Origin of the sequence: Gorillibacterium timonense (genome assembly GCF_001457415.1) — a bacterium.
GTDB classification, from domain to species: domain Bacteria; phylum Bacillota; class Bacilli; order Paenibacillales; family NBRC-103111; genus Gorillibacterium; species Gorillibacterium timonense.
Window position 1 is genome coordinate 1 of record NZ_LN881723.1, and the last position, 25,458, is coordinate 25,458.

Here is a 25,458-nt window from a genome sequence, read left to right on the forward strand (position 1 = left end):
CGCTTTTCTTCTCCCCACCATGCGGCAGAAAGAACGTATCCGGTCTTAGCTTCCGTTTCCGGAGGTTATCCCAGTCTTGAGGGCAGGTTGCCTACGTGTTACTCACCCGTCCGCCGCTAAGCTTACCTTCATCCGAAGATTCCAGTAAACTCCGCTCGACTTGCATGTATTAGGCACGCCGCCAGCGTTCGTCCTGAGCCAGGATCAAACTCTCCATAAAAGTTTATAGATCGTTTCATTAAGCTCATTCTTTAACACTTGCGTGTTTGTTTGTACGTCTCCCGAACCGAAGTCCGAAAGTCGCGTCCTTACCACTCGTTGTTCAGTTTTCAAAGGACCATGATCGGCTGACGTTATTACCTTGTCCTGACCGAGCATTTATCATACCACGTCGGAAGTAATTTTGTCAACCATTATTTCGTTGTCTCTTGCGAAACAACTCTTATATCTTATCATCCATCCAATGTCATGTCAACAAGTTTTTTTATCTTGTCGAATCGGATAAAAGCTTGTCGATCAATTGGCTGGGTTATTACTATATCACGCGGACAAGCGATTAGCAAGTCTTTTTCATAGAGAAATGTTGGGAGGATAAAGAGCCCGCGTTCCAGCCGCAAGCTCTCGACACGCAAGCAGGAGGTTTATCCCTCCTTAGAGCCTGATGTCCTCTTCTTTTTACGCCAAATGAAATAGCCTGGGACCGAAACAACTGCAACGACAGCCACAATCGGCAGTGCCCCCACCAAGAAGAGCAGCAACCCACGTAAAAAGGAGCCAACCCAGTCCACCGAATCGCCAAAGGTATGTTTGATGCTTGCACCAAGAGATTTCTTCTCGTCCAGCGGTAGAACGGCAGCTTTCCTTTCCGACAAGTCAATATCAACTGTGGATAGCGCGACATTTTGATCGATGTATTTCATTCTCCCTTTGGCCTGCTCGATTTCCTCCTGCACCTTTTCCAGCTGAGCGACGAATTTCACGAGATCGTCCGTCTTGGCTGCCTTCTCCAGGAACTCCAGCAAACGGGCTTCCGTGGCTTCCTTGACCTTCAGCCTGGCTTCAAGATCCACATACTCTTCCGATACATCAGTACCTTCAACACTGCGGTTTTTCGTAATCGTCGGGATCTGATCGAGCTTGTTCAGCAGATCCGTGAGTCCCTTCGACGGCACCTTGGCTGTAAAATGGCCGGACCAGACACCGGAATGCTCTTCTTCTATAAAAGAAAGAACATACCCTCCCGATCCAGATACGACGGAGCGGATCTCCGCCTGGGCTTGAGCATATTCCTTCACGACCATAAACAGATTGGCTTTGTAGATGAGCTTGCGGTTCATAGCAGCGGCCGGATCGATCTCGGTCTGCAGGCCGCTTGACCCTTTGGCCGCGGAATCACCAAGCGTTTGCTTCATCGTTTGGTCCGCCTTTACGGAAGACGCAGGCTCGGCTGCATTCGAGGAATAGTTCGTATGGCCCTCCTCGAATGGACTGCTTGCTGAACCTGACTCGGCAACCATCGCTTCCGAACTCGCTTCTTTATTAGAAGTACTGCAGCCGACCAAAGCTGCGATCAGACAAGCGCTTGCCAGAAGCATCCCTACTCGTTTCCATGACATCTCATGAATCCCCCTCATCTATCTGGAATTAGTGAACGCTTTCTCTAACTGACGTTGGCAATCTTCCAAATGTTACATGCAGACTACGGATAAGCCGATAATCTTTACAAAGCCTTTCGACGCATGCTATTCTTAATGAAACTTCTATCGACTTGAACAACTTGAGCATCAAGGCTAGATGGAACCACAAGACCGGGAGTACCACTCCTCGTACGCTTTCAACCCTAATCGCGGGTATGTTTCGGCGTCAATGGATATGGGAAATGATGCTGCAACCACGGTTTTGAAGTTGAAGGCGCACTAGAGCGATTCAGCAGCTCCGGACTTTCGTCGATTTAGGCGGAAGTCTTTTTCATATCAGGAGTGGAATCCAGGCAAGCTCACGTATAATGGATAAATAGGAAGGGATACCATGCAACGCTATGTCATAAAGATCGGCAGCAGCTCGCTCACCTCTGATGAAGGTGGCTTAAATCGCGACAAAATCGGTTTTTTTGCCAAAGAACTGGCAGCACTGCACCAAACCGGCGTTCAGCCCCTGCTCGTCACTTCAGGAGCTGTTGCCGCAGGATTCACGGAGATCGGCTATCGCAAGCGGCCGAAGCATCTTCATGAGAAGCAAGCGGCAGCCGCTGTCGGCCAGGCGCTCTTGATGCAGGCTTATCAAGAAGCCTTTTCCGAATTTGGGATCGGTGTTGCTCAGATTCTGCTGACGAGATCTGACTTTTCCAACCGGCTACGCATTCACAACGCGCTTATGACCATCGACGAGCTTCTGAAGCATCGCATCATCCCGATCATCAACGAGAATGATACGGTCTCCGTCAACGAGTTGAAATTCGGCGACAACGACATGCTGTCGGCGCTTGTAGCCAATCTGACCAAAGCCCAACAGCTTGCAATCCTGACCGATATGGATGGACTCTATACCGCTGATCCGCGCAAGCAGCCGGACGCAAGACGCATTGAGCGGGTGGAGCAAATCACCTCTGACCTTATGGAAATGGCAGGAGGCTCTGGTTCCTCCGTCGGAACCGGCGGCATGAAATCCAAAGTGGACGCGGCCCAGGTGGCTACGCGCGGGGGTGTTCCCGTGTTCATCGGGCGGGTGAAGGAGCCGGGAGATCTGTTGCTCGCAACGGACGGTACGGGAAAAGGAACCTATTTTGAAACGACCGTCCATACCCTCTCTACCAAAAAGCAATGGGTTGGTTTTCATTCGATGCCGCAAGGCTATATCGTAGTAGACGGTGGCGCGGAATCGGCGCTCTTGACCGGCGGGAAGAGTCTTCTCCCTGCTGGAATCACCGAGGTTGCGGGTCAATTTGAACCGGGTGATGTGGTGGAAGTGCAGAACAGCGGTCACCGGATCATCGGCCGCGGAATCGTCAACTATGCTTCCTGGCAGCTTCATGTTACAGCCGGGCTTTCTACTGAGGAAGTATCGAAGCGGGTCGAGGTTCCCCGCATTGAGGTCATTCACCGGGACGAATGGATCCCATTCGGCTGATATATGAAATGAAATGCAATGGATTGTTTGAAATTACGGCAGGATGCGCATGAGATGGTAAATGAAGGAGGGGTTCGCATGAGTGAAGTGCAGGCGAAGGCTCAAGCCGCCAAGCAGACAACGACCGCGTTGAACATGCTCACCAGTGCACAGAAGAATAAGGCTCTTAGCCTTATGGCCGAGGAGCTGCTGATCCGCAAGGATGAGTTGATTCAGGCTAACCGGACGGATATTGAGAAAGGAGCGGCTTCCGGTCTCTCCACAGCCTTCATTGACCGCCTGACATTGACTGACAAACGAATCGAGGCCATGGCCGAAGGGTTACGCCAGATTATCGAGCTGGAAGACCCGATCGGAGACCTCCTGGAAGAGATTGAACGCCCGAACGGGCTTCTCATCCGCAAGGTTCGGGTGCCACTCGGCTTAATCGGGATCATCTACGAGTCTCGGCCCAACGTTACTGTCGATGCGGCGGGCCTGTGCTTGAAATCGGGTAATGCCGTTCTCCTTCGCGGCGGATCGGACGCTCTCGCATCCAATCTCAAGCTGGTCGAGCTTTTGCGGGACGCACTGAGCAAGTCCGATGTCCCCGTAGAAGCACTCCAATTAATCGAAAGTCCAGATCGTGCTTCGGTTAACGAAATGTTGACGTTGAAAGGCGTATTGGACGTGCTTATCCCCCGGGGAGGCCACTCTCTGATCCGCAATGTCGTGGAGAATGCAACGGTCCCGGTCATCGAAACCGGGGCCGGCATCTGCCATACGTATCTGGATGACGGCGCAGATCCGAAGAAGGCTCTCGACCTTGCTTATAATGCCAAGGTCCAGCGACCGTCGGTCTGCAATTCAATGGAGACCCTGCTCGTCAACCGGGAATTTGCGGTTTCTCATCTGCGTCCGATTGCGGAGAAATTCCTCAGCGCTGGCGTAGAGCTGCGCTGCTGCCCGGAAACGCTCGACTTGATCGGCGATCTGACAAATACCAAAGAGGTGACGGAGCTGGATTTTGCCACCGAATACAACGATTATATTCTCAATGTCCGCATCGTAAACAGCTTAGACGAAGCGATCGCTCACATCAACCGTTATGGAACCCAGCATTCGGAATGCATCGTTACCGAGAATGCGGATCGGGCTCGTAAGTTCATGCTTGAGGTGGATGCGGCAGCCGTGTATCAGAATGCCTCCACTCGCTTCACGGACGGATTCGAATTCGGCTTTGGAGCCGAAATTGGGATCAGCACCCAGAAGCTACATGCCAGAGGGCCGATGGGACTGCCAGCACTCACCACTACCAAGTACTGCGTGTATGGGAACGGCCAGATCCGCGAATAACAAAATCAGAATTGAACAGACAGGGGCCCTCTTATGGAGGGTCCTGTCTTATGGGAGGAAGAAAGATGAAACAACAGACAGGGTTATCGGACAAAACTATCCTCTTTCTAGGAGCAGGCTCGATGGCGGAAGCGATCATTCGCGGTCTTGTTCATCAGCAGGCGGAAACCGCCAAACGCATTACAGTCACAAATCGCTCTAACAAAGAGCGGCTTGAGGGGTTGGCTCAAACCTATGGGGTACAGACCGAGCAGGACCCTGACCGGATCCGCGATCTCGCCGCCCAGTCCGATCTGATCGTGCTAGCGATGAAACCGGCCGATGCTCCTGCCGCCCTTTTGGCCTATCGAGGCCTATTGACAGACAAGCAATTGATTGTATCCGTCATCGCCGGTTTGTCAATCGAAGTCATTCGGAGCCTCCTCGGCCATGATCAGCTTCCGGTCGCCCGTACCATGCCGAATACCTCCTCGTCCATCGGGCTTGGCATGACTGGGATCAGCTTTAGCGAAGAAATGCCGGAAACTCTGAAGCAGTTGACCATGGACATGTTCCAATCCGTAGGCGAAACCGTTCTGACGAATGAAGATAACCTTCACACCCTGACAGGCATTTCGGGCAGCGGACCCGCTTACGTTTACTATTTTGTCGAGGCTCTTGTTGCTGGCGGAATACGCGGCGGACTGAATGCCGAAGATGCCAAGGCGCTTGCTGTGAGCACGCTGATCGGAGCGGCCGCTATGATGAAGCAGACGGGCGAGGATCCCGCCGAGCTGCGGCGCAAGGTAACTTCGCCGAACGGAACGACCCAAGCCGCGATCGAAATGCTGGATCGTTATTCGTTCAAGGATGCGGTGGAAGAGGCCGTACTCCGCTGTGCCGAACGCTCACGCGAAATTGCCGGAACCATCGACTCCAATGCTCGCAATCTGCTGAACCCATAAGCTTGAGCTTGTCAGGCTTGAAGACACGCCTAGTCATCAAAAAGAACCTTCCTCCTGCCGTTTCCGACAGTGTGGAAGGTTCTTTCGCTTACAGAAATGGATTAGGAACGGCCCCGGAATTTCTGCCGGTGCTCCTTCGCTTGTTCTACAGTAAGGATACGGTTGCGCTGCCATTCGAGAAGAATGCGGTCGATGTATCGGAAATGGACCTTGCCGGCGAAGACCGCTTCTTTGAGCGCCGCAAGGATCAAGTCATCCTGAAAACCGTCCTGATCCAACCAGCCCGAGATCGTCTCCAGCTCCATTGGAGTGAGCGGCCGTGCAAACTCTTTTTCAAAGATGCTGAACAGATTCTTCCCCACATCCGGTTTGCTCACAGGCTGCTCTTCCGCTTTCCCCTTCTCGGTCCACCAGGACGCAAGCTTGCCATAGAGTGCATCCAGGCAATAGCGTTCAAAACGAACTCCTGTCACCGAATGAGTTCCTTCTTCAATACGCAGGTATCCGGTCTTGAGCAGTTGGGATAACGCTCCGATCACCTCCTCGGGTCCCGCTGACATTCGCTGCCCGAGTTCATCCGGAGTCGGAAAATCATTCTGTTCCTTCTCGGAATAATAAAGCAGGTGAACGAGCAGCATGGCTTCCGTGTCGGTGAGGCCAAGCTCACGGTATCCGGTAATCAGAAGCGCGGGCACATCGAGCCTTCCCGCTTGAAGCCCTGCCCGCATCCCTTCCTCATAAGCTTTGCTTGAGGAGGATCGAGTACCTTTCATTCATCTTGCCCCCTCAGTTAGGGATAGAGGCGATAGAGAAGCCGTGGGAACGGAATCGTTTCACGCACATGGTCAAGCCCGCAAATCCAAGCGACCGTACGTTCGAGGCCGAGTCCAAAGCCGGAATGAGGAACCGTGCCGTATTTGCGCAGGTCCAAATACCATTGATAGGCTTCGTCAGACAGCTCATGTTCCTTAAAGCGCTGCTCCATCAGCTCCGGATCGTCGATCCGCTGGCTCCCGCCGATGATCTCGCCATAGCCTTCGGGAGCAATCATGTCGGCGCAGAGAACGACATCCGGACGATTCGGGTCTGGCTTCATATAGAACGCCTTAATTCCGGTCGGATAATGTGTGATGAAGACCGGTTTTTCGAAGCGTTCTGCGATGGCTGTCTCGTGAGGAGCGCCAAAATCTTCGCCCCACGGAACTTCGAACCCGTTCGCGTTCAAGTATTCGATCGCTTCATCATACGTAATCCGCGGGAACGGCGCTTGAATCTTCTCCAGCTTGCTGATGTCGCGCTCCAGTGTTTCAAGCTCGCGACGGCAGTTGGCGACGACCGATTGCACGACGAACGAAACAAACTGCTCTTGAACCTCCAAGCTTTCGAAAAGGTCGGTAAACGCCATTTCCGGCTCGATCATCCAGAATTCGATCAGATGGCGGCGGGTTTTCGACTTTTCGGCACGGAAGGTCGGACCGAACGAATACACCTTGCCGAGTGCCATAGCTGCCGCTTCCATGTAGAGCTGACCGCTTTGGGTAAGGAAGGCATCTTCTTCGAAATACTTCGTGTGAAAAAGCTCCGTAGTTCCTTCACAGGAGGAAGGGGTCAAAATCGGCGGATCGACCAGCTTGAATCCGCGTTCATCGAAGAATTGCTGCACGGCCCGGATGATTTGGGCGCGGATGATCAGAACGGCGCGCTGACGGGTGCTGCGCAGCCAAAGATGGCGGTGATCCATCAGAAAGTCGACCCCGTGCTCCTTCGGAGTAATCGGATAGTCGCTCGTGATTTGAATGACTTCCACATTCGTCACGCTGAGCTCATAGCCGCTTTGACTGCGCTCATCTTCCCTAATGATTCCGGTTACGTACAGAGAGCTTTCCTGAGTCAAGGATTTGGCATGTTCCCATACCTCCTCCGGCACTTCGCTTTTCACGACGACGGCTTGAATATAGCCTGAGCCATCACGCAACTGCAAGAATTGAATCTTACCGCTGGACCGCTTATTGTTCAGCCAGCAGCCGATGCGGACCTCTTGTCCAACGTGCTGATTGACTTCGCTGATCGTACTTTTCGCTGCCATAATATCCTCCTTCTGAGCATTCCGAACTTCACTTGCACACAGATGAGTTCATTGTACCTTTTCCACGGCTTTTTTGCACGGCAGGCCTCTATCCGGTTACAGCGTCGACGCTTGCCCGCAACCGGGATATCGCTTGCTGATGCGCCAATGCGAAAGAAAGGACCGATTCCGGAATGGAATCGGTCGGAAGTTCTGTCAGTCGCGAAGTATGGCGCCTTCAAGCAAGAATTACTTCTGCTCGCTTACCAAGCGGTACGTATCCCGCGCAATCATGAGCTCTTCGTTCGTCGGCACGACCAGCACGTCCACCTTGGAGTTCGGGGTGGAGATGTGACGCGGATCATCCGAACGAACAGCATTCAGCGTTTTGTCGAGCTCAATGCCAAGGTAAGTAAGGTTTTTGCATACCGCTTCCCGAACGTAGATCGAATTTTCACCGATTCCAGCGGTGAACACGATGACGTCAACACCATTCATGGCAGCTGCATAGGCTCCGATGTATTTGCGCAGACGATATTCAAACATTTGGAAGGCAAGGGTAGCATTCGGCTCGCCAGCCAGCATTCCATCCGTAATATCTCGCATATCGCTGGACGTGCCGGAGATCGCAAGCAGACCGCTGTGCTTGTTCAGCATGGAATTCACTTCGTTCACCGTCAAGTCTTCCTTGTTCATGACGTACGGAACGATGGCCGGGTCCAGGTCACCGCTGCGGGTTCCCATCATGAGGCCTTCCAGCGGGGTCATGCCCATCGAGGTGTCTACCGAAATCCCGCCGTCAACCGCGGTAAGGCTTGCGCCGTTGCCGATGTGACAGGTGATGATTTTCAGCGATTCAATCGGCTTGCCAAGATACTCTGCTACCTTCTCGCTTACGTATTTGTGAGAAGTACCGTGTGCGCCATAACGGCGGACCTTGTATTTGTTGTAGAGCACGCGAGGAATCGGATAGAGATACGATTTCTCTGGCATCGTTTGGTGGAAGGCCGTATCAAAGACCACCACTTGAGGTACGCCTGGCATGTTGGCTTCCGCCGCATTGATCCCCATCAAAGCAGCAGGGTTGTGCAGCGGAGCCAGGTCGATCAGCTTGCGGATTTCGTGCTTGGCATCGCCGTCAACCAGAGCCGATTGCTTGAAATATTCGCCCCCGTGAACGACGCGGTGGCCGATTGCATCGATCTCCTCAATGGAATCCAGGACGCCGCATACCTTGTCGGTCAGCTTGTCCAGCACCTTGCGGATTGCCATATTGTGCTCAAGGATTTCGCTCACTTCCGTGACGGATTCCTTGCCGGTCGGCTTGTGGGTGAGGATAGACGAATCCATCCCGATGCGTTCTACCAGACCTTTGGCGAGAACGGCTTCCGTCGTCATGTCATACAGCTGGTATTTGAGGGAAGAGCTTCCCGAGTTGATTACGAGTACCTTCATACACGAACACCATCCTTGTTATAGCGGAAGAACCCTTCGCCGGTCTTCAGGCCGAGTTGTCCGGCGCGAACCATCTTCTTCAGCAGGTAGTTGGGGCGATATTTCAATTCGCCATATTCCTTGAACATCCGACTGAGAGCTGCATGAGTCGAATCCAGGCCAAACCGGTCGCACATTTCAAGCGGTCCGTATTTCAAGTCGTAGCCATCTCGCATAGAAGCATCGATGTCCTCGGCTGTCGCAATGCCTTCGGCCAAAACGGCGATGGCTTCGTTGATCAGCGTGCAGATCAAGCGAGTGGTCACGAGGCCCGGAGATTCCTGCACTTGAATGCCTTTCTTATGCAGAGTTTCTTCCAAAAAGATGCGGGCGGCGTTGATCGTCTCATCCGAGGTCCGAATGCCGCGAACAACCTCTACCACGTCAATCTCCGTCATCGGGATCAGAAAGTGCATGCCGATGACGCGTTCCGGATGGGTACACGCCGTTGCAAGCTCCGATAAGCTAAGGGTCGAGGTCGTGCTGGCGATGATCACATCGGGAGCGCACACTTCATCGAGCTTGCTAATAATGGCTTTCTTGTTGTCGATGTCCTCTGTCGTGCTTTCGATCACCAGCTGGCAGCTGTTCAAGGATTCGACGGATTCCGCTTTACGCAAATGGCCGAGAATCAATTTCTTCTCGGAGTTGGTAATGCCCCATTTCTCAATTTGCTTGTCCAATCCGTTGCTGATTGCTGTGATTGCCGTTTCCAGCTTTTCATTGGTATGTTCGAGCATATAGACGTCGAGACCGCTCTTGGCCAACATCTCGGCAATGCCTTGTCCAACCGTACCAACGCCGATCAAACCAATTTTGGAAAATTTCATAGGATCTCCACCCGCTTATCATGGTCTTATAAATACCGATCAGTCTTGCATGACCAACGCATGCAAAACACACCATCCTAAATGATACATGGTTTTCGCCAAATTTTCATCCTTTTTCATCTCAGCTTCACAAAAAATCCACCTGGAGCATGTCTTCAAACCCGATTTCAAGCCGATTCACGCTCCTTTCTAGTATGCGTGAGTCCATGCATTTCAATAAGAGCGTGTCATCAAATCGGATCATCAAGCAAAGCAACAAACGCAAAAAAAGACGACAGCCGGTTCAAGCTGTCGTCTTTTGTTTAATCAGGGAGAGAAGGCTTCGGAATTGATTCCCGGAGAGAACCTCTTCCTTTACAAGGATGGCCAGAGATTGATGAAAGACTGAGCGATTGCGCTCCAGGATGTCACGGGTATGCTCCGTGAGCTGCTTGATGATGCGGTTGTTTTCCTTCATAAGCTCTTCCTGGGTGACCATTTCCCGGTCAACTATCCCGAGATTGGTAAGGCCCGAGTCCATCATCGTCTTCACCAAATTCAACACCTGTTCGAAGTCGTTGCGCGAGCCGGTGCTCCGGCCTCCATAGAACATCTCCTCCGCGACCGCCCCGCCTAGAGCCACCATAATCCGGCCCTCCAGCTCCTGCTTCGTGTAGAGGTATTGGTCGTCCTGCGGATTGTGACGCACATAGCCAAGCGCCTGACCGCGCGGGCTGAGGGCAACCTGAGACACAGAACCGGGCTTCACGGCTTCCGCCATAATGGCATGCCCAAGCTCGTGCATCGCGACCCTCTCCCGTTCCTGCTTCGTGCTCTCCCGATCCGAGCGTTCCCCCATCAGTACTTTATCCACAGCCGCCGAAAGATGACGGTGCTCGATCACTTCACTCGATTCCCTCATCGCATAGACAGCCGCTTCGTTCATCAAGCTCTCCAACTGCGCTCCGGAAAAGTTATAAGACTCCTCCGCGACCTTTGCCAGATTGACATTCATCGCAAGCGGTTTGTTCTTGGCATGAATAGTCAGAATGTGCAGCCGGCCTTTTTTATCGGGAAGATCGACTTGAATCTGCCGGTCAAACCGCCCCGGACGCAGAAGTGCGCTGTCCAGCATCTCCTTGCGATTCGTTGCTGCCATGATCAGAATCCGCGGAGTCTCCGTCGTATGAATCCCGTCCATCTCGGTGAGAAGCTGATTCAAGGTCTGGTCATATTCCCGGTGTTGGCCTCCGTCGCGCTTGCCGCCGATCACATCGATTTCATCGATGAAGACGATGGCGCTTTCTTTGTTTTCCTTTTGCGCTCGGGTCTTCGCGTCCTTGAACAGGTCGCGGACGCGGCTCGCTCCCACACCGACATACATCTCGACAAATTCACTGCCCGAAGCCGAGACGAAAACGGAATTGGTGTAATGGGCTGCGGCTTTGGCCATCAAAGTCTTCCCGGTTCCCGGAGGACCTTCGAGAAGAATACCCTTGAGCGGCCGAATGCCAAATTTCTTGATTTCATCGTGCCGGATCAGAAAATCGAGCGCTTCCTTAAGCTCATTCTTAGCCCGGTCCTGCCCTCCGATATCATCGAAAGTCAAATACGAAGGAGTTCTAAGCTTCGCTTTTCGCTCCACCGTTGCGGCAATGGCCCCTCCCTTTGGCTTCGCAACCAGAAAGAAGGCCGCTACAAAGACAACAAGGGTAAGAAACGGAACGACGTTCACCCCGATGAAAGCCAGAAACACGATTCCCGAGATGACCGCTCCAATCACGATTTCCTTCCAATATTTACTCATTTGGCCACACCCCCACGGATGCCGGAACGCGCGGCAAAATGACATACTTGCTGTTCTTGCCGTCACTCAGACGGATATAGACATTTTCAGAATCCATCTCCGTGGAAGCCTGAAGGGACGGAACCGACTGGGCCTGTTCGTTCAGCAGCTTGGGAATATCGGAATACTGCTTGTTATCCATTGCTTGGGCAACTCCGAACAAGGCTTTGGACCACCAGTCGTCGATAGCATCCGAGGACTGGCTGTCGATTTGAAGCTTCACTTCGCGTCCATCAACAAGCGAAGCGCCGTCGGTCACGATGGACTGATATAGGTGGCGGAGATTCGCTCCGTCGGTAAGTTTGAGGTTCACAACAACCTGCTTGTTCGAAAAAGTGGCGTCAACCTGTTCCACTCCGGCATTCTTCTTGACGAGATCAGCAAGCGGATTCTCCATCGCATAGCTGCGATACATAAACCAGCCGCCAAAAAGAAGAGTGCCGGAGGTCAGCAGGGCGATAAGAATCGGCAATACTTTGAGCTTCATCAATGTCCGCCTCTCTAGTATATATTGTGATGATAGACAGTAGTATATCACATTAGGCAGATGGATGCTTGAGCTTTTAAGAAAAAGCATGAAAAAATCCCCGGAAAACTCTCCAGGGATTCTCAGGTGATTCTATTGCAGGGAAAGCAGCCATTTATCGAGCAGCTCGCCGTCCTTGAAGCGGAAGTAGCTATAATACAGCTTCTTCCCGCCCTCTTCCTTCACCCGGTAAAAAGACTGCCAGGCGTATTCACCGTTGTAGACGGCGGGGACGATGCGCAACAGCTCTGCTCCGGGGTTCGCTTCCAGCGTCTTGCTGCGGATGCTTTCCTTCGTAACCCCATCATCCGCATACTCCGTATGAACGGCTTCCCCGGAAACCCAAACGAACATCGCTCGTCCTTGATCATCCGCTCCTTGAACAATCATCATGGATGTATCTCCGACAAAGGGATCCACACGGGATACCGATTTTAAGGAGGTTTGCTTCATCGCCATTTCGATGGCCACATCTTCCTCTGTCCAAATATCCTTCTGAACGGAAAGATAAAACCGGTAGCCGAGGAACAGAATGAGACCCAACAGCACAAGGACGAGGAGCGTAATCTTCGTTCCGGTCCGCCTCCCCGAACGTCCTCCCCGACTCCGGCTCGACACCCGAATCGCCGCCATCAGTTGCTCATCAGCTTCGCATAGCGAAGGCGGAATTCCGCTTTAATCTTCTCTTCATCGAGCGTTAGGCATTCACCGTTCCGGACGAGCGCTTGTCCATCGACCCACACATCGGTCACATCTTTGGCGGATGCGGAATAGACGACGTGAGACAAATAGTTGGAAGCCGGCTCGAAATGCGGCTGATCGATATCGAGGGCGATGAAGTCGGCCTTCATCCCGGCCTTCAGCTCTCCCGTGTCAGGGAGCCAGATCGATTCGGCTCCGACCGACGTGGCCATGCGATAAGCCGCAAAGGCCGGAACAGCCGTCGGGTCCCCGCTGATCCCCTTATGCAGGAGAGCCGCGAGCCGCATTTCTTCGAAGAGATCGAGGTTGTTGTTGCTTGCCGAGCCGTCCGTGCCGAGCGATACCTTCACGCCTGCGTTGAGCAGCTCCGTTACCGGGGCAATGCCGCTCGCGAGCTTCAGGTTGCTTCCGGGATTATGGGAGACCCGAACATCGTGACGGGCGAGAATGTCAATCTCGTGCGCGGTTAAGTGGACTCCGTGGGCAACGAGACAGGGACGATCGAACACACCTAGCTTCTCCAGGTGCTCGACGGGACGCGCGCCGTAGTCCTTAACATTTTGCTCGACTTCCCGAGCGGTTTCCGACATATGCGTGTGAATCGGAAGATCAAGGGCATGTGACGCCTCTACGAAACGGAGGATATACTCCGGAGGGCATGTATAAGGCGCATGAGGAGAGATCATGGTTGTGATTCGGCCGTTGGCTGCTCCGTTCCATTCCCGGGCGAAGCGGATCGCTTCCTCCAGCTTGGCGTCCTGAACGTCCGGAGGACAGAGTCCAATAACTCCGCGGGCCAAGCACCCGCGCATACCGGATTCTTCAACGGCCTTCGCAACCTCATCCATGTGATCATACATATCAACGAACGCCGTCGTTCCGAATTTGAGCATTTCCACAATCGACAGAAGAGTGCCAGCGCGGACGTCCTCCGCCGTAAATCGAGCTTCATTCGGCCACATTTTCTCCTCCAGCCACACCTGGAGCGCCAGGTCATCGCCGACTCCCCGAAGCAAGGACATGGCGGCATGCCCGTGGGTATTCACAAGACCCGGCATGAACAAACGATGATTCCCATTCACCGTTTCATCAAAGCCCTTGGCCGTCTCACTAGCAGGAACTCCGTCTCCTAAATAAACGATCCGGTCTCCTTCTACGATCATAGAACCCTTGAATACGGGCTCTTGTTCATTACCTGTAATAAAAATGCCGTCTTTGACTAGTATTCGTTTCATTCCACCGATCCCTTTCCCGTAAGGCTTCTTCCCCAATGTACAACGCGTTCCAGTCAAAAGCAAGGTGCGTTCTTTTCTCACCGTATGCGGCCTCAGCGACGCGCGGCATCACATGACGGTGGTGAACTCTATGTCAAGCCTTTCAATTGTTTCTCTGACATTGCTTTGTGTTCCTTGTTTATGTTACTTTTACAAATAGGAATCTTCATGCTTCGTCCATCCTAGAGTGTGTTTGCGAACACGCTCCTGGCACTACGGTTCAATTTTCTATTCAAAAGGAGCAAAAGCCACATGTTTCAAAAGAAAAGCGACACGGATTTTTACGGATTGCTGCAGGAATCGGCCGAGAACACCCTCGTTGCGGCCAAGCTGTTCCGCGAGGCGATGAGCGGCGTCAAGCCTCCCGTCACCTACATCGATCAGCTGAAGGACCTGGAGCACAAGGGCGACAATATCACTCATATGATCTACCGCGGGTTGAACAAGGTATTCATTACCCCTCTTGACCGCGAAGATATTATGGACCTGGCCAACAAGATGGACGATGTCATTGACTATATCGAAGAGACATCAGCCCGTTTCGACTACCTCAACATCGAGAAATCCGACGAATACATGCTGAAGTTCGCCGAAGTGATCATCGGTGCCTGCGAGCATATCCTCGAAGCCTTCAAGCTCTTGTCTAAGAAAAAATATACCCAGATCAGCGAGCATACGGTCATCATCAACAGCTTTGAGAACGAAGGCGACCGGCTTCTCCGCGAAGGCATTCGCCGCATTTTCGTATCGCCGACAGACCCCTACAGCGACTTCAAGATCAAAGAAGTTTATGAGCGTTTGGAAAAGGCGACGGACGCTTGCGAAGGCGTCGCCAATATCCTCGACAGCATCATTCTCCGTTACGCTTGATTCGAATCGATAAACGGGCTATCCAACCGGCATGTTTCCGGAAGGATAGCCCGTTTTGGTTTGTTGGACGACTATTCGAGATAAAACGCGAGGCTTTGCAGCTCCGTGGTGAAATCCGCGTAATGCACACGCACTCCATCCTTGACCTTGATGATCGCGGGTGCGAACGATAGAATCGCTTCGACTCCGGCGTTCACAAGATCGTCCGCGACCTTTTGCGCCTCGGAACCGGGTACGGTGATGATCCCAACGCGAACGTGCTGGGTTTGAACCGTGCCCACCATTTCCTCCATCGGTTGTACAGTGAGGTTATTGATGGCGGTGCCGATGATTCCCGGCTGAGAATCGAACAAGGCGACAATTCGCATGTTGTCGTTCAGATAAGCGTTGTAATTGCTGAGCGCTTTTCCCAGATTTCCGGCTCCGACGAGGACGACAGCGATATCGCGGTCCAGCTTCAAGATATGACGAATCTTCTCGATAAGATATTCCACATCGTACCCGATGCCCTTCTTGCCGAAATCTCCGAAATAAGCCAGATCCTTGCGGATCTGAGCGGGATTGAGATCCAACCGGCGTCCAAGATCCTGGGAAGAAACCGTCTGTACCCCATTGCCCAACAGCTCGGCTAAGTACCGCAAGTACACAGGGAGTCGGCGGACCACTGCTTCGGAAATTTTTTCTGTCGTCTTCATGCTTCTTCTTCCCCTTCCATCCATTCGTGAATGCGCGGAACCAGCTGATGAACATACATATGCTCGATCTTCGGACCCGGCAGCGAATACAAGAAATGCTTCCCATAATACGTTTCAAGAATTCTGGTATCGTATACGACGACGACTCCTTTGTCGCTCGCGGTTCGCACGAGACGTCCGAATCCTTGCTTAAACCGGATGACCGCTTGCGGTACGGACAGCTTCATAAATGGGTTGCCGCCCGCTTCCTTGATGCGCTCGCTCTTCGCCTCCACAACGGGATGATTCGGAGGCTGAAAGGGCAAGCGGACGATGGCCAAGCAGCTGAGTGCGTCTCCGGGAATATCGACCCCTTCCCAAAAGCTGCTCGTTCCGAGAAGCACACTTGTCCCATTCCCTTGAAACAAACGCACAAGCTTGCTTCGGCTTGTGCTGTCGATTCCTTGTCCGAGCACTTGGATGCCTTCGGTCGTTAATCGCTCCTTCAATTCTCCATGAACCTGCCGGAGCATCCGGTAGGAGGTGAACAGGACCAGCATCCGTCCCTCCATCGCTTTGGCAACCTCAGCGAGCGAATCGGTCAGAGCCGCTGTAAACTCCGCCTCCCCTTTGCCGCCCTTCAACACGGGGAAATTCCTGGGGATGACCATCAGCGCCTGCTCTCGGTACCGGAAGGGTGAGGGCAAGAGAACGGTGCGCAGCTTGCTCTCGCCGGCAGCCTTCTGGAGTCCGAGCTGCTCGGTGATGTAATTAAAGGTTTTGCCCACCGAAAGGGTCGCCGAGGTGAGGATGACACTCTCCTTCACATCAAAGAACGAATCCCGCAGTAGGAGGCTCACATCGATGGGAACCGCCGTCAATTGCAAGGATTTCACCTTTTGTTGAACGGTTCCTTCCATCCAGTACACATAATTATCATCCGGCTGCTTTAGGAAGAAGCGAACCGCATCCCGGTGGCGGTACAATTCCTTCACGCTTCCGGCAATGTTGGTGACCAACCCTTGCAGGTCCAGAACTTCTTCCTGCTCCTTCATCTCCGCGATGAGCTTGTCTATCGCGCGCAAGGAGCCGGTCATGCGGGCATACAGCTCCTCCTCCAGATCCAACAGCGTTCCCCAACCGCTAGGTTTGGGGGATTTCGCAATGCGCCGAGTAAGCGGCCCCTCGCCGGAATCCCCTCCGTCAAAGGAAAGGATCTCGTACAGAAGCGCCGATAGCTCATCCCAGCGTTCGCGGATATCCAACAGAACGGGCTGAAGCTCGTCGATGGTTTCGATCCACGCCCCCGCCTTATCCCTAGAGACATCCTCCGCATGAAGGAGCCGGTTGCGGATAAAAGGCAGCTGGCCGCTTCGGCTGTCTCGGAAAAGCTGAGTGATTGCGTTCACATAGGAATACCAGGAGATCTCGGTACCGAGATGCTTGACAGCCACTTCTTCGAAATTGTGCGCCTCGTCCACGACAAGGTGCTTGAAGCCGGGAAGAATGCGATGCTCCGCCTTGATATCCGTAAACAGCAAGGAGTGGTTGGTGATGATGAGGTCCGCTTCCGCCGCTTCATTCCGAGCCCGATGATAGAAGCACTTCTTAAACCAAGGGCAGCTCCGGTTTAAGCAGGAATCGGCGTCGCTTGAGACGGATCGCCAAAATTCCATCCCGTTCTTGCCGAAATGCAGTTCCTCGTCTTCCCCCTGTTCGGACTCCGTCAGCCAGGTCACCATCTGAGCCGCCATGATGCGGTCCTCGCGCCCATGCTCGTATTCCGCATAGGTCAGCTTTTGCTCATACTTACGCAAGCACAGATAGTGACTGCGGCCTTTCAAGAGAGCAGCCCGAAAGTCGACCGGGAATATGTCCTGTAGAAGAGGCAGATCGCGCGAGCGAAGCTGCTCTTGCAGGTTGATCGTATGCGTGCTGACCACGACTTTTTTTTGCTCGCGAATGCCATAATAGAGAGCAGGCAGCAGATACCCGAGCGACTTGCCGGTCCCCGTTCCCGCTTCCACCAGCAGATGGCAGCTGTCATCAAAGGCGGAGGCGACCTCCTCTGTCATTTGATCCTGCGCAGGCCGCTCCTCGAAGACGGCGAACTTCTCCTGCAGGGTGCTCTTGATTCCCTCGTAGAATTCGGGAAACGGCATTCCGAGCAACCGAGCCGTCTCCGCTTCATCCCTCTCGAGCAGATCGTTACCCCAATCCTTCGCTGCGAGTGAAAATTGGCGGAAATAATCTCCGCTGTCAGGATCTAACGCGACGGAGCGCTCCTTCAAAGCCGCTTGCTGATCGATAAACCAGGCAAAGTCGGAAGGATCGTCTCGAAAGATGGACGCAATCCGCTGAACACTGATCAGCGGAAGCTCTTGGAAGCGGCTGAGGCTCTTCAACCAGAGCAAAGCGGTCGCTTCCGCATCGGAGTCCGCGCGGTGCGGCCGGTCATGAGGAATGTTCAAGGACTCGCACAGATTCCCAAGAGCCAGGCTCGGCAAGGTTGGAAAGCAGATGCGGGCTAAGTCCATGGTGTCCAAAACCATGCCGTTAAATTTAAAATAACCGCAGTCCTCCAAAGCCCTTTGGAGAAATGCGAAGTCGAACCCTGCATTATGAGCGACCAGCACACTGTCCTGCAGATAAGGCTGCATCTCGGCCACGACCTGCTCCAGGGGCGGAGCTTCCCGCACCAGCTCGTCATCAATTCCCGTCAGCGACGCGATAAACGGCGGGATCGGAACATCCGGATGGACGAAGGAGGTATAACGTGACACGATCTGCTCGTTCTCTATAATAACGAGGCCAACCTGAATGATGGAATCGGCAGGCTGGCCTCCGGTGGTTTCAAAATCCAATACAGCGAATTTCATTCCGGCCGATCAAATCCCTTCTTCCGCTCTTTCCTAAGCATACCAAACAATTGTTCTTTATTCAAAAGGAAAAGCAGGACGTCACGTCCTGCGATAAGGCCAAAATTCTTTGCTCCATAAGGAGGGTTCCATAAAGGAGGAATCGGTCATATCCGCCATCTTGAAGAAATCGTAAGCTTGATCCATGTTCTGATTGTGGACTTGAATGCAGCCCATGGCATTGTACGAGATGGCTTTCAGCTTGGTGCTCTTGGTCAGTGGAACGAGCAATTGGAAATGACGGTAAGCCTCCGCCAACTCACCGAGCCGCAAATACCCCATAGCCAAGTAGACGCGTCCGAGGACAAAATCGGGATGCTCCTTGACCAGCTTATCGAATTCGTTGACAGCCTCGGGAAACATATAGAGCTTGTAATACCCTTGTCCCCTTGTAAAATGCTCGGATGCCGGAGGCTTCTCCCCCTCGGCATCCGTTGAAGAAACAAGCTCGGGTGCCGGAACCAGCTTGGACCGGCAGTCGGCCAACCGCTCCTCAAAGCGCAGCCACTCTTCCAGGCAGTTATCGCTCATGGATTTCAGCATTTGCAGCTGCTCGGCCAGCTCGACCGTCTTCTCTTCATCGGCGTCGGGATAATCCGTCAAAATTCCGTCGAGGACATCATTCATCGTCGCGAACAAATCCTTGAACATGACCGTAACCTCCCCCCGTCGGCTCTTCTCCTCCTGCACGGTACGTTCATTTTGTGCCCGGGGCTTCCGTTTCATACCGCCGGTCGAACGGACGAAACAGGCTCCCTTCCCTTAGTCCGGCAAGGAGGAGGTACGGCTGTCAAGTTTGTCAAGAGTTCCGCTTACAGGAGCACCGTGGCTGGTTCTTCCTTGTAGGAGGTGGAAACGGCTTTGTTATTTTCGTCCAGAATGACGACTTTCGGCTCCAGCTTGCGCGCTTCTTCGTCCGTCATCATCGCGTAGGAAATGATGATCACCTTATCGCCGGGCTGAACAAGCCGTGCGGCAGCCCCATTCAGACAGATGACGCCGGAACCGCGCGGCCCCGGGATGATATAGGTTTCAAGGCGCGCTCCGTTGTTGTTGTTCACGATCTGCACCTTTTCATTGGGATACAGATCGGCCAGCTCCAAGAGCTCCTCGTCTATGGTTATACTTCCGACATAATTCAGATTGGCTTCCGTAACGGTCGCCCGGTGCAGCTTCGATTTCATCATCGTTCGAAACATGGTATTACTCCCCCTTCGCGACTTGCATCGGTATCGAATGAATGACTTTGGCAAGATCATCACGCGTCAAAAGGCGATTGTCAATCAAGCGGGTGCTGCCAAAGCGGACGGCCAAGGCAATGATCCAGGAAGACTCAACCTCAGCAGATGGAGCTTCAAGATCCGGATAGGTCAAAATCTCCACATATTCGATGTCAGCAAGCGGCATTTCCCGGATGCGGGTGCTGATGCGCGCTTTGAGCCTCTCCGTATCGCCGCCAACCTCCGCCAGCCATTCCGGCGCTTTCCGCAGCGTCTCGGAAAGAACGAGGGCTTGGCTTCTTTGTTCCGGCGACAAATATACATTACGGGAGGACAGCGCAAGTCCATCTTCTCCCCTAACAATCGGACAAGGGACAATCTCGACATCCAGATTCAAGTCCTCCACCATTCGGGAGACAACCGCGACCTGCTGGGCATCTTTCATTCCGAAATAGGCGCGATGCGGCTTAACGATATGAAACAGCTTGCTCACGATGAGTCCCACTCCATCGAAATGCCCGGGTCTGGACGCGCCGCACAAAAGGCTGGTGATGCCCGATACGGAAATCCGGGTAGCGGCTGGCCGAGGATACATTTCGTTCGCCTCCGGCATGAATACGAAATCGGCCCCATTGGTCTCGGCGATTCGGAGATCCCCTTCCGGGTTGCGCGGATAACGGTCCAAATCCTCATTCGGACCGAATTGAGTCGGGTTAACGAAGATGCTGAGCACGACACAATCGTTTTCCCGTCGTGCCCGGCTGATCAGACTGGCATGACCTTCATGCAGAAACCCCATCGTTGGAACGAGCCCGATGCTACATCCTTGCTCGCGTTTTTCCTCTATCGCCTTGCGCAGTTCAGATATTTTGGTAAAGACCTGCATTTGGATTCCACTCCCCCATTTGTCTCTATCCGTTACGATTCGCTTATTTCCCTGCTCCATACAGAACGCCTGCATCCTCGTGAGCATCAGCTTGAGCGGCTGCTTGCCCGGAAACTTGGGCGTTCCCTTGCTTCTCTTGTCCCGGCTTAGCTGCTTTGAAGGCATGCTCTGGAGCCGGAAACTCGCGAGTGCGCACATCCTGTGCGTAGGCCGAAAGGGCCGAACGAATGTCTTGACCGATATTCGCATACGTCTTGACGAAACGCTTGGACACCGGATGAGCTTCGTATTGCAGCAGATCGTGGAACACCAGAACTTGACCGTCGCAGCCTGCACCCGATCCGATTCCGATCGTGGGAATAGACAAATCCCGAGTAATCTCGGCGGCAAGTTCATCCGTTACCAGCTCAAGCACGATGGCCGTCGCTCCCGCTTGCTCCAAAGCGCGCACATCGTCTTTCAGCTTCGCAACTTGAGCATCGTTCTTGCCCTGAACCCGGTATCCACCGAGCATGTGCACGGATTGCGGAGTCAATCCGACATGTCCGATTACGGGAACCCCCGCCTTCACAATCGCGTCAACCGCCGTTGCAATTTCACGTCCACCCTCCATCTTAACGGCCTTGCTTCCGCCTTCCTGCATGACTCTAGCCACATTCGCGATCGTGGTATCCAAGCTCCCGTGATAGGTCAGAAACGGAAGATCCGTAACGACAAAGGCTCGCTTCGCTCCCCGGTTCACGGCTCGGCTGTGGTGGATCATATCGTTCAAGGTAACCGGGATTGTCGAATCGTAACCGAGCACTACGTTGCCGAGCGAATCGCCCACCAGAATCATGTCCGCTCCCGCTTCCTCGGCAAGCATCGCCGACGGGTAGTCGTAAGCCGTCACCATGACGATCGGTGTCCCTTCCTCTTTCATCTTTCGCAATTTCAACGTGGTGACCGGTTTGCTATCAGCCATCCTAAGCTCCTCCTTCATGTTCCCGCCGCGTGTCGCGTAAATCGATGAGTAACGGCGGTCTTTGCGCCGAACGCTAAAAAGCCTTTCAGCCGAAACTGAAAGGCCAAACCTACACAAAGAAGCTGTGTCGGCATGAACCTCTGTCTCGGTCCTCAACGGCTCTGAGCAGAATCCTCCATCTCCAACGGTAAACCATTTCCTGTTATCCGCGATTCCTCATTCGGCGTGCCTTCGGAGTGCAGTTCCTTTTGGATACCGCCTCCTGAGGTTAGTATACCAAATTTGTTAAGAAAGTCACTCGTTTTTTTGGCTTGTCCACACTGGCAAAAGGAGGCGGCTGATAGCCACCTCCTCTTCTGCAGAAGATATGCTCGGTTTAAAACTTCCCGAGATAACGGACATATTGCACGACACGCTTCACCGAAGGCCGCACTTTCATCTCTCCGGATGTAGAATCGGAACCCTCATCCGCGCCGAGGGGAGTATTGTCTTCCTTGGAAGGCTTGGAATTGATCTCAAGCAGCCGCACCCTGCCGCGCGTGTCGACGGCAAGATCGATTCCAAGCTCGGCAAAATGCGCATCGATCTGTTTCTCCAAGGACTGGGCGATATCCAGAGCTGCCTTGCGCAGACCGGCTATTGCCGCTTCACGATGCGGTCCAGCCAGATTGGATCGGGTGATTGCATCCTTCATCGGCGCCAGCTTGCCGCCCCGGGCGAGATTAGATACAAAGGTGTTTTTCGCCGAAATGCGGGCGACGATCGAGGTGACCTCCCACTGACCGGTGTCATCGCGCTGCACGAGCGCTCGAAAATCCGTGGATAACCCCTCGACCTCAATCAGCTCGATCCCTTCTTGAAGCAAATAGCGTCTGCCTGTCATCTGTGTCTTTAGCTGCTTGAGAAGCGCTGTCTGATTGGGGTATCTCGCACGAACGACCTTTCCGTTGACGCTCGCGGTTTGGCTCACATACCCGGCCCCGCTTTTACTGACCCGGATGATTCCCTTCCCGAGGCTGCTCAGTATCGGCTTCAGAAAGAGCACCGAATGCCTTCCGAGCATTCTCTTCATCATATCCGGGTTTTGATAGAGATAGGACTCTGGCAAATACGGCTTCGCTGCCTTTTCATTTCTTAAGGCTGCAAATACTTCCGATTTATCCAGATAGCGTTCGTTGAACAGCGCTCTTCCCGGCTTCGCTTTATAACTCCGCAAAAATCGCTGCACCATAGGTGAATTCTCGATGACACGAGAATTGATCCGGTTATAGATGGCATCCGGGTAGGGAAAGCTTCCGCTTTTCCAGCCTCCGGCAGAGTAGCTCCATCCGGATAGCGACTCTCCCGTACCGGCAAGTCGCTCCGCAGAGATGAAATAGACCATAACCCCGAGCTTTTTGCCCGCTTCGGACAATTCGCGGCAGAACCCGGTCACATTGCCGAAGGGCTTCTCCGATTTCGTTCCAATCCTGCGCAGCAGCACGCCAAGAAGAGGTCCGAGCTGCAGAATACGGCCGGCGGCTTGATAACGCAAACATAAGACAGTTCCGCTTGTGAGGCCCCATGCTCCCGCTGTTGCCTCATGAAGGCGAAAACAACTGCTCTTCGGTTCCACCGACAACCGTAACGATTTATGCGCCCCTCCGAACCGGAGCAATACGATCATCCCGGATTCCAGTCTCCAGCGCTTGGCATGCTGTTCCCCCAGATAGAGGATGCCATCCTCTCCGCTTGAAGGGATATAGGTGATCGTTACCTTTGTTCTTGCCATGTTGCACCCCCTTTTCGGTGAGGCATTGGCTAAGATTGCTGCTTCTGTTTTCGGGCAAGGTACATGGCATATTGGATCGGTCGCTCAACGGTCTTCCGGTACAAAGAAGAGTCTCCGATGCTCTTAAATAGCTCCCGACCGGGCTTCGGATTGACCTCGATGAGCCATACCCGGCCTTGGACGTCAATGCCGATATCGATGCCGAACTCCATCATCGGGTCAAAATGGGATTCGATCACCTGGACGATTGTACGCGCGAGCTCGTGGCATTCCTTGCGAATCTCTGCCGCCTTCTCGCTGCCAAACCGCTTCTCGACAACCGATTCAAAGGATGCCGCTTTGCCGCCTCCGTGAAGGTTAGAGGTGGAGCTGCCGACAGCGCCGATGCGCATGCCCATCCCCGTGATGTCCCATACCCCTGTTTCTGTCTTCTGAATAAGCAGGCGTGCATCCGTGACACGGCCTTCGACGAGACTTAAATCAACGCCTTGCTGGATCATGAAGGCTCCGTTTCGAATGCTCTGCTTTACGGTCCATTGATCCAGCCAGCCTTTCAACTCCGCGAAAGAAGCAAAGTGTCTGTTGATTTTGGTTAAGGTTCGGCTCCGGCCAAGGATTGCATACCCTGCCTTTGTTCGCTTCAGCCGGACGATGCTGCTTCCACCCGTCCCATTGCCAGGCTTGATGTAGAGAAGAGAATGCTTCTTCAGCATTTGGTTAAGACCCGCCCCGGAATATTCGATGGTTTCGGGCATCCAGCGGGCAAGCTTTGACTCCTGCATAAACATGCGCGTAATTCGCCATTTGTTCGTAAATCGATTGTTGGCATAACGGAATAGAGACGAGGTTCGGATCTTCATATAGTCGTTTCCGGGACGCCGGTACCGATCGATCACGATCTGCGGCCACGGGTACATCCGATGGCTCCAAGAGCCGTCGTCCTTCGCCGTAAACCCACGGATTTGTCGAGCCTTCAGGTTGATGTCCGCCGGTGAAAACAGAAAGACATCCGCGCCGAGTCGCTCTCCCGCTCTCGATAAGTCACGAAAATACTTCGGTTCGCTGAACGACAACCCTTTGCGGTGAACCATGATGCCGATGATCGGTTTACTCATTTGACCTCTTCCCCCTCTTTCTTGGGGATCGAGACGAGGGATTCCGAGGGCTTTATGCGATTGAGGCGAATATAGCGAATGATTTGTTTAAAGACTCGTTTGTTTTTCAACTTTTTGAAGATATAGGGGTCCGGCTTTGTGTTGACTTCGATGATCCAAGGCTTCAGCGCCCGATCAAGTCCGATGTCCACTCCGACGGCCGTGACATAAGGATAGCCGACCCCAAGATGTTCGGCGATTTTCACGCTCAACTCATTTATTTTTTTTACGAAGTTCGGGATTTCCTTTTCTGATAGATAGGGACCCAGCAGCTTCTCCAGCTCGATCGGAGTTCCTCCCCGGTGATAGTTCGTGACGATGAGCTTCGGACGGGCAATACGAGCAATGGTTCCCGTATGAAGCCACTTCCCATCATCCCCGCGTTGAACCATCACGCGAATATCGAAGGGTCGACCTTTCGCTTTGAGAAGTGGGATTCCCTTTTGCACGAGATGCGGTTTCAGTGAAGTGATCTGCCCAAGTGCCTTGTACATTCCGTCAAACGTGCGGAATTCATGTTTCTTCGTGCCGAGCTGGTAAACATACCCTCCGTCCTTCGCGATCTTGACCCGGATAACGCCTCGACCTCCCGTCCCATTGTTCGGCTTGACATAAACGGTTCGATATCGCGTCAAGTAGGCTTCCAGATTCACTTTCGACTCGGCGATCGTCTCCGGGATATACTCCCGAAACTCTTCCTTCTCTTGAAGGTGTTTGGTCTTGGTTAGCTTGTTGTTGGGCAATACGGATCGCTTTTCCATAGCAGCCTCCGATACGGGTTTTAGTATTTATGTATGTTCGGAGCGAAGGCTTTGCTACGAGAGCAGGCGAGAGTCTTGTGCCCGAAAAAAATGCCACTTTCCAAGGAGCGGTTGGAAAA

General features: G+C 53.2%; 22 protein-coding genes and 1 rRNA gene. 4 read left to right on the forward strand and 19 right to left on the reverse strand.

The features are described from left to right. A 16S ribosomal RNA gene (locus BN2684_RS07755) occupies positions 1 to 220 on the reverse strand; the annotation flags it as partial. Positions 221 to 641: 421 nt separating this feature from the next. Continuing rightward, positions 642 to 1,616, reverse strand: a complete 975-nt coding sequence (locus BN2684_RS07765) for a DUF4349 domain-containing protein (RefSeq protein WP_058301619.1) — start codon at positions 1,614 to 1,616, stop codon at positions 642 to 644. A 412-nt stretch (positions 1,617 to 2,028) separates the two neighbouring features. Between BN2684_RS07765 and proB the strand changes: the two genes are divergently transcribed. The 3 genes from proB (at position 2,029) to proC (ending at position 5,405) form a co-directional block, all read left to right on the forward strand. After that, positions 2,029 to 3,126, forward strand: a complete 1,098-nt coding sequence (proB, locus tag BN2684_RS07770) for a glutamate 5-kinase (protein ID WP_058301620.1) — start codon at positions 2,029 to 2,031, stop codon at positions 3,124 to 3,126. A gap of 78 nt (positions 3,127 to 3,204) precedes the next feature. Beyond that, positions 3,205 to 4,461 carry a glutamate-5-semialdehyde dehydrogenase gene (locus tag BN2684_RS07775; RefSeq protein WP_058301621.1) on the forward strand — a complete coding sequence of 419 codons (1,257 nt, stop codon included), beginning with the start codon at positions 3,205 to 3,207 and terminating at the stop codon, positions 4,459 to 4,461. A 65-nt stretch (positions 4,462 to 4,526) separates the two neighbouring features. After that, positions 4,527 to 5,405 carry a pyrroline-5-carboxylate reductase gene (proC, locus tag BN2684_RS07780; protein ID WP_058302500.1) on the forward strand — a complete coding sequence of 293 codons (879 nt, stop codon included), beginning with the start codon at positions 4,527 to 4,529 and terminating at the stop codon, positions 5,403 to 5,405. 101 nt (positions 5,406 to 5,506) lie between these two features. Here proC and BN2684_RS07785 read toward each other — a convergent pair whose 3' ends face one another. The 8 genes from BN2684_RS07785 to BN2684_RS07820 form a co-directional block, all read right to left on the reverse strand. Beyond that, positions 5,507 to 6,178 carry a DnaD domain-containing protein gene (locus BN2684_RS07785; RefSeq protein WP_058301622.1) on the reverse strand — a complete coding sequence of 224 codons (672 nt, stop codon included), beginning with the start codon at positions 6,176 to 6,178 and terminating at the stop codon, positions 5,507 to 5,509. Positions 6,179 to 6,195: 17 nt separating this feature from the next. Continuing rightward, on the reverse strand, positions 6,196 to 7,491 hold the full coding sequence (asnS, locus tag BN2684_RS07790) for an asparagine--tRNA ligase (protein WP_058301623.1): 1,296 nt from the start codon (positions 7,489 to 7,491) through the stop codon (positions 6,196 to 6,198). 228 nt (positions 7,492 to 7,719) lie between these two features. Then, a complete protein-coding gene (locus tag BN2684_RS07795; RefSeq protein WP_058301624.1) occupies positions 7,720 to 8,925 on the reverse strand; it encodes an acetate/propionate family kinase in 1,206 nt (401 codons plus the stop codon). Then, entirely contained in the window at positions 8,922 to 9,794 is an 873-nt protein-coding gene (locus BN2684_RS07800; RefSeq protein ID WP_058301625.1) for a 3-hydroxyacyl-CoA dehydrogenase family protein, read from the reverse strand. The genes BN2684_RS07795 and BN2684_RS07800 overlap by 4 nt, the downstream gene beginning before the upstream one ends. 283 nt (positions 9,795 to 10,077) lie before the next feature. Further along, on the reverse strand, positions 10,078 to 11,580 hold the full coding sequence (locus tag BN2684_RS07805; protein ID WP_058301626.1) for an AAA family ATPase: 1,503 nt from the start codon (positions 11,578 to 11,580) through the stop codon (positions 10,078 to 10,080). After that, the gene (locus BN2684_RS07810; protein ID WP_058301627.1) at positions 11,573 to 12,106 is read right to left on the reverse strand and encodes a hypothetical protein; all 534 of its coding nucleotides are present in this window, start codon (positions 12,104 to 12,106) and stop codon (positions 11,573 to 11,575) included. Before BN2684_RS07810 ends, BN2684_RS07805 begins: the two co-directional genes overlap by 8 nt. A gap of 132 nt (positions 12,107 to 12,238) precedes the next feature. Continuing rightward, positions 12,239 to 12,778, reverse strand: coding sequence for a cell wall elongation regulator TseB-like domain-containing protein (locus BN2684_RS07815; protein ID WP_058301628.1), 540 nt, complete (start codon positions 12,776 to 12,778; stop codon positions 12,239 to 12,241). Continuing rightward, complete coding sequence (locus BN2684_RS07820) at positions 12,778 to 14,082, reverse strand: amidohydrolase (protein WP_058302501.1); 1,305 nt, start codon at positions 14,080 to 14,082, stop codon at positions 12,778 to 12,780. The genes BN2684_RS07815 and BN2684_RS07820 overlap by 1 nt, the downstream gene beginning before the upstream one ends. 291 nt (positions 14,083 to 14,373) lie before the next feature. Here BN2684_RS07820 and BN2684_RS07825 point away from each other — a divergent pair, with 291 nt between their 5' ends. Then, on the forward strand, positions 14,374 to 14,991 hold the full coding sequence (locus tag BN2684_RS07825; protein WP_058301629.1) for a DUF47 domain-containing protein: 618 nt from the start codon (positions 14,374 to 14,376) through the stop codon (positions 14,989 to 14,991). A gap of 71 nt (positions 14,992 to 15,062) precedes the next feature. On the opposite strand, the gene BN2684_RS07830 is transcribed toward BN2684_RS07825, so the two are convergent. The 9 genes from BN2684_RS07830 to BN2684_RS07870 form a co-directional block, all read right to left on the reverse strand. Continuing rightward, the gene (locus BN2684_RS07830) at positions 15,063 to 15,686 is read right to left on the reverse strand and encodes a redox-sensing transcriptional repressor Rex (protein ID WP_058301630.1); all 624 of its coding nucleotides are present in this window, start codon (positions 15,684 to 15,686) and stop codon (positions 15,063 to 15,065) included. Continuing rightward, positions 15,683 to 18,544, reverse strand: a complete 2,862-nt coding sequence (gene dinG, locus BN2684_RS07835; protein ID WP_058301631.1) for an ATP-dependent DNA helicase DinG — start codon at positions 18,542 to 18,544, stop codon at positions 15,683 to 15,685. Before dinG ends, BN2684_RS07830 begins: the two co-directional genes overlap by 4 nt. A gap of 81 nt (positions 18,545 to 18,625) precedes the next feature. Further along, complete coding sequence (locus BN2684_RS07840; RefSeq protein ID WP_058301632.1) at positions 18,626 to 19,234, reverse strand: tetratricopeptide repeat protein; 609 nt, start codon at positions 19,232 to 19,234, stop codon at positions 18,626 to 18,628. Positions 19,235 to 19,395: 161 nt separating this feature from the next. Continuing rightward, positions 19,396 to 19,782, reverse strand: a complete 387-nt coding sequence (gene panD, locus BN2684_RS07845) for an aspartate 1-decarboxylase (protein ID WP_058301633.1) — start codon at positions 19,780 to 19,782, stop codon at positions 19,396 to 19,398. Between the two features lie 4 nt (positions 19,783 to 19,786). Beyond that, the gene (gene panC / locus BN2684_RS07850) at positions 19,787 to 20,689 is read right to left on the reverse strand and encodes a pantoate--beta-alanine ligase (RefSeq protein WP_058301634.1); all 903 of its coding nucleotides are present in this window, start codon (positions 20,687 to 20,689) and stop codon (positions 19,787 to 19,789) included. 43 nt (positions 20,690 to 20,732) lie between these two features. Next, positions 20,733 to 21,653 carry a 3-methyl-2-oxobutanoate hydroxymethyltransferase gene (gene panB, locus BN2684_RS07855; RefSeq protein WP_058301635.1) on the reverse strand — a complete coding sequence of 307 codons (921 nt, stop codon included), beginning with the start codon at positions 21,651 to 21,653 and terminating at the stop codon, positions 20,733 to 20,735. Positions 21,654 to 22,029: 376 nt separating this feature from the next. Then, on the reverse strand, positions 22,030 to 23,424 hold the full coding sequence (locus BN2684_RS07860) for a YheC/YheD family endospore coat-associated protein (RefSeq protein ID WP_058301636.1): 1,395 nt from the start codon (positions 23,422 to 23,424) through the stop codon (positions 22,030 to 22,032). Positions 23,425 to 23,453: 29 nt separating this feature from the next. Continuing rightward, complete coding sequence (locus BN2684_RS07865) at positions 23,454 to 24,539, reverse strand: YheC/YheD family endospore coat-associated protein (RefSeq protein ID WP_058301637.1); 1,086 nt, start codon at positions 24,537 to 24,539, stop codon at positions 23,454 to 23,456. Then, positions 24,536 to 25,339, reverse strand: a complete 804-nt coding sequence (locus BN2684_RS07870) for a YheC/YheD family protein (RefSeq protein WP_058301638.1) — start codon at positions 25,337 to 25,339, stop codon at positions 24,536 to 24,538. The genes BN2684_RS07865 and BN2684_RS07870 overlap by 4 nt, the downstream gene beginning before the upstream one ends. Positions 25,340 to 25,458 lie beyond the last annotated feature (119 nt).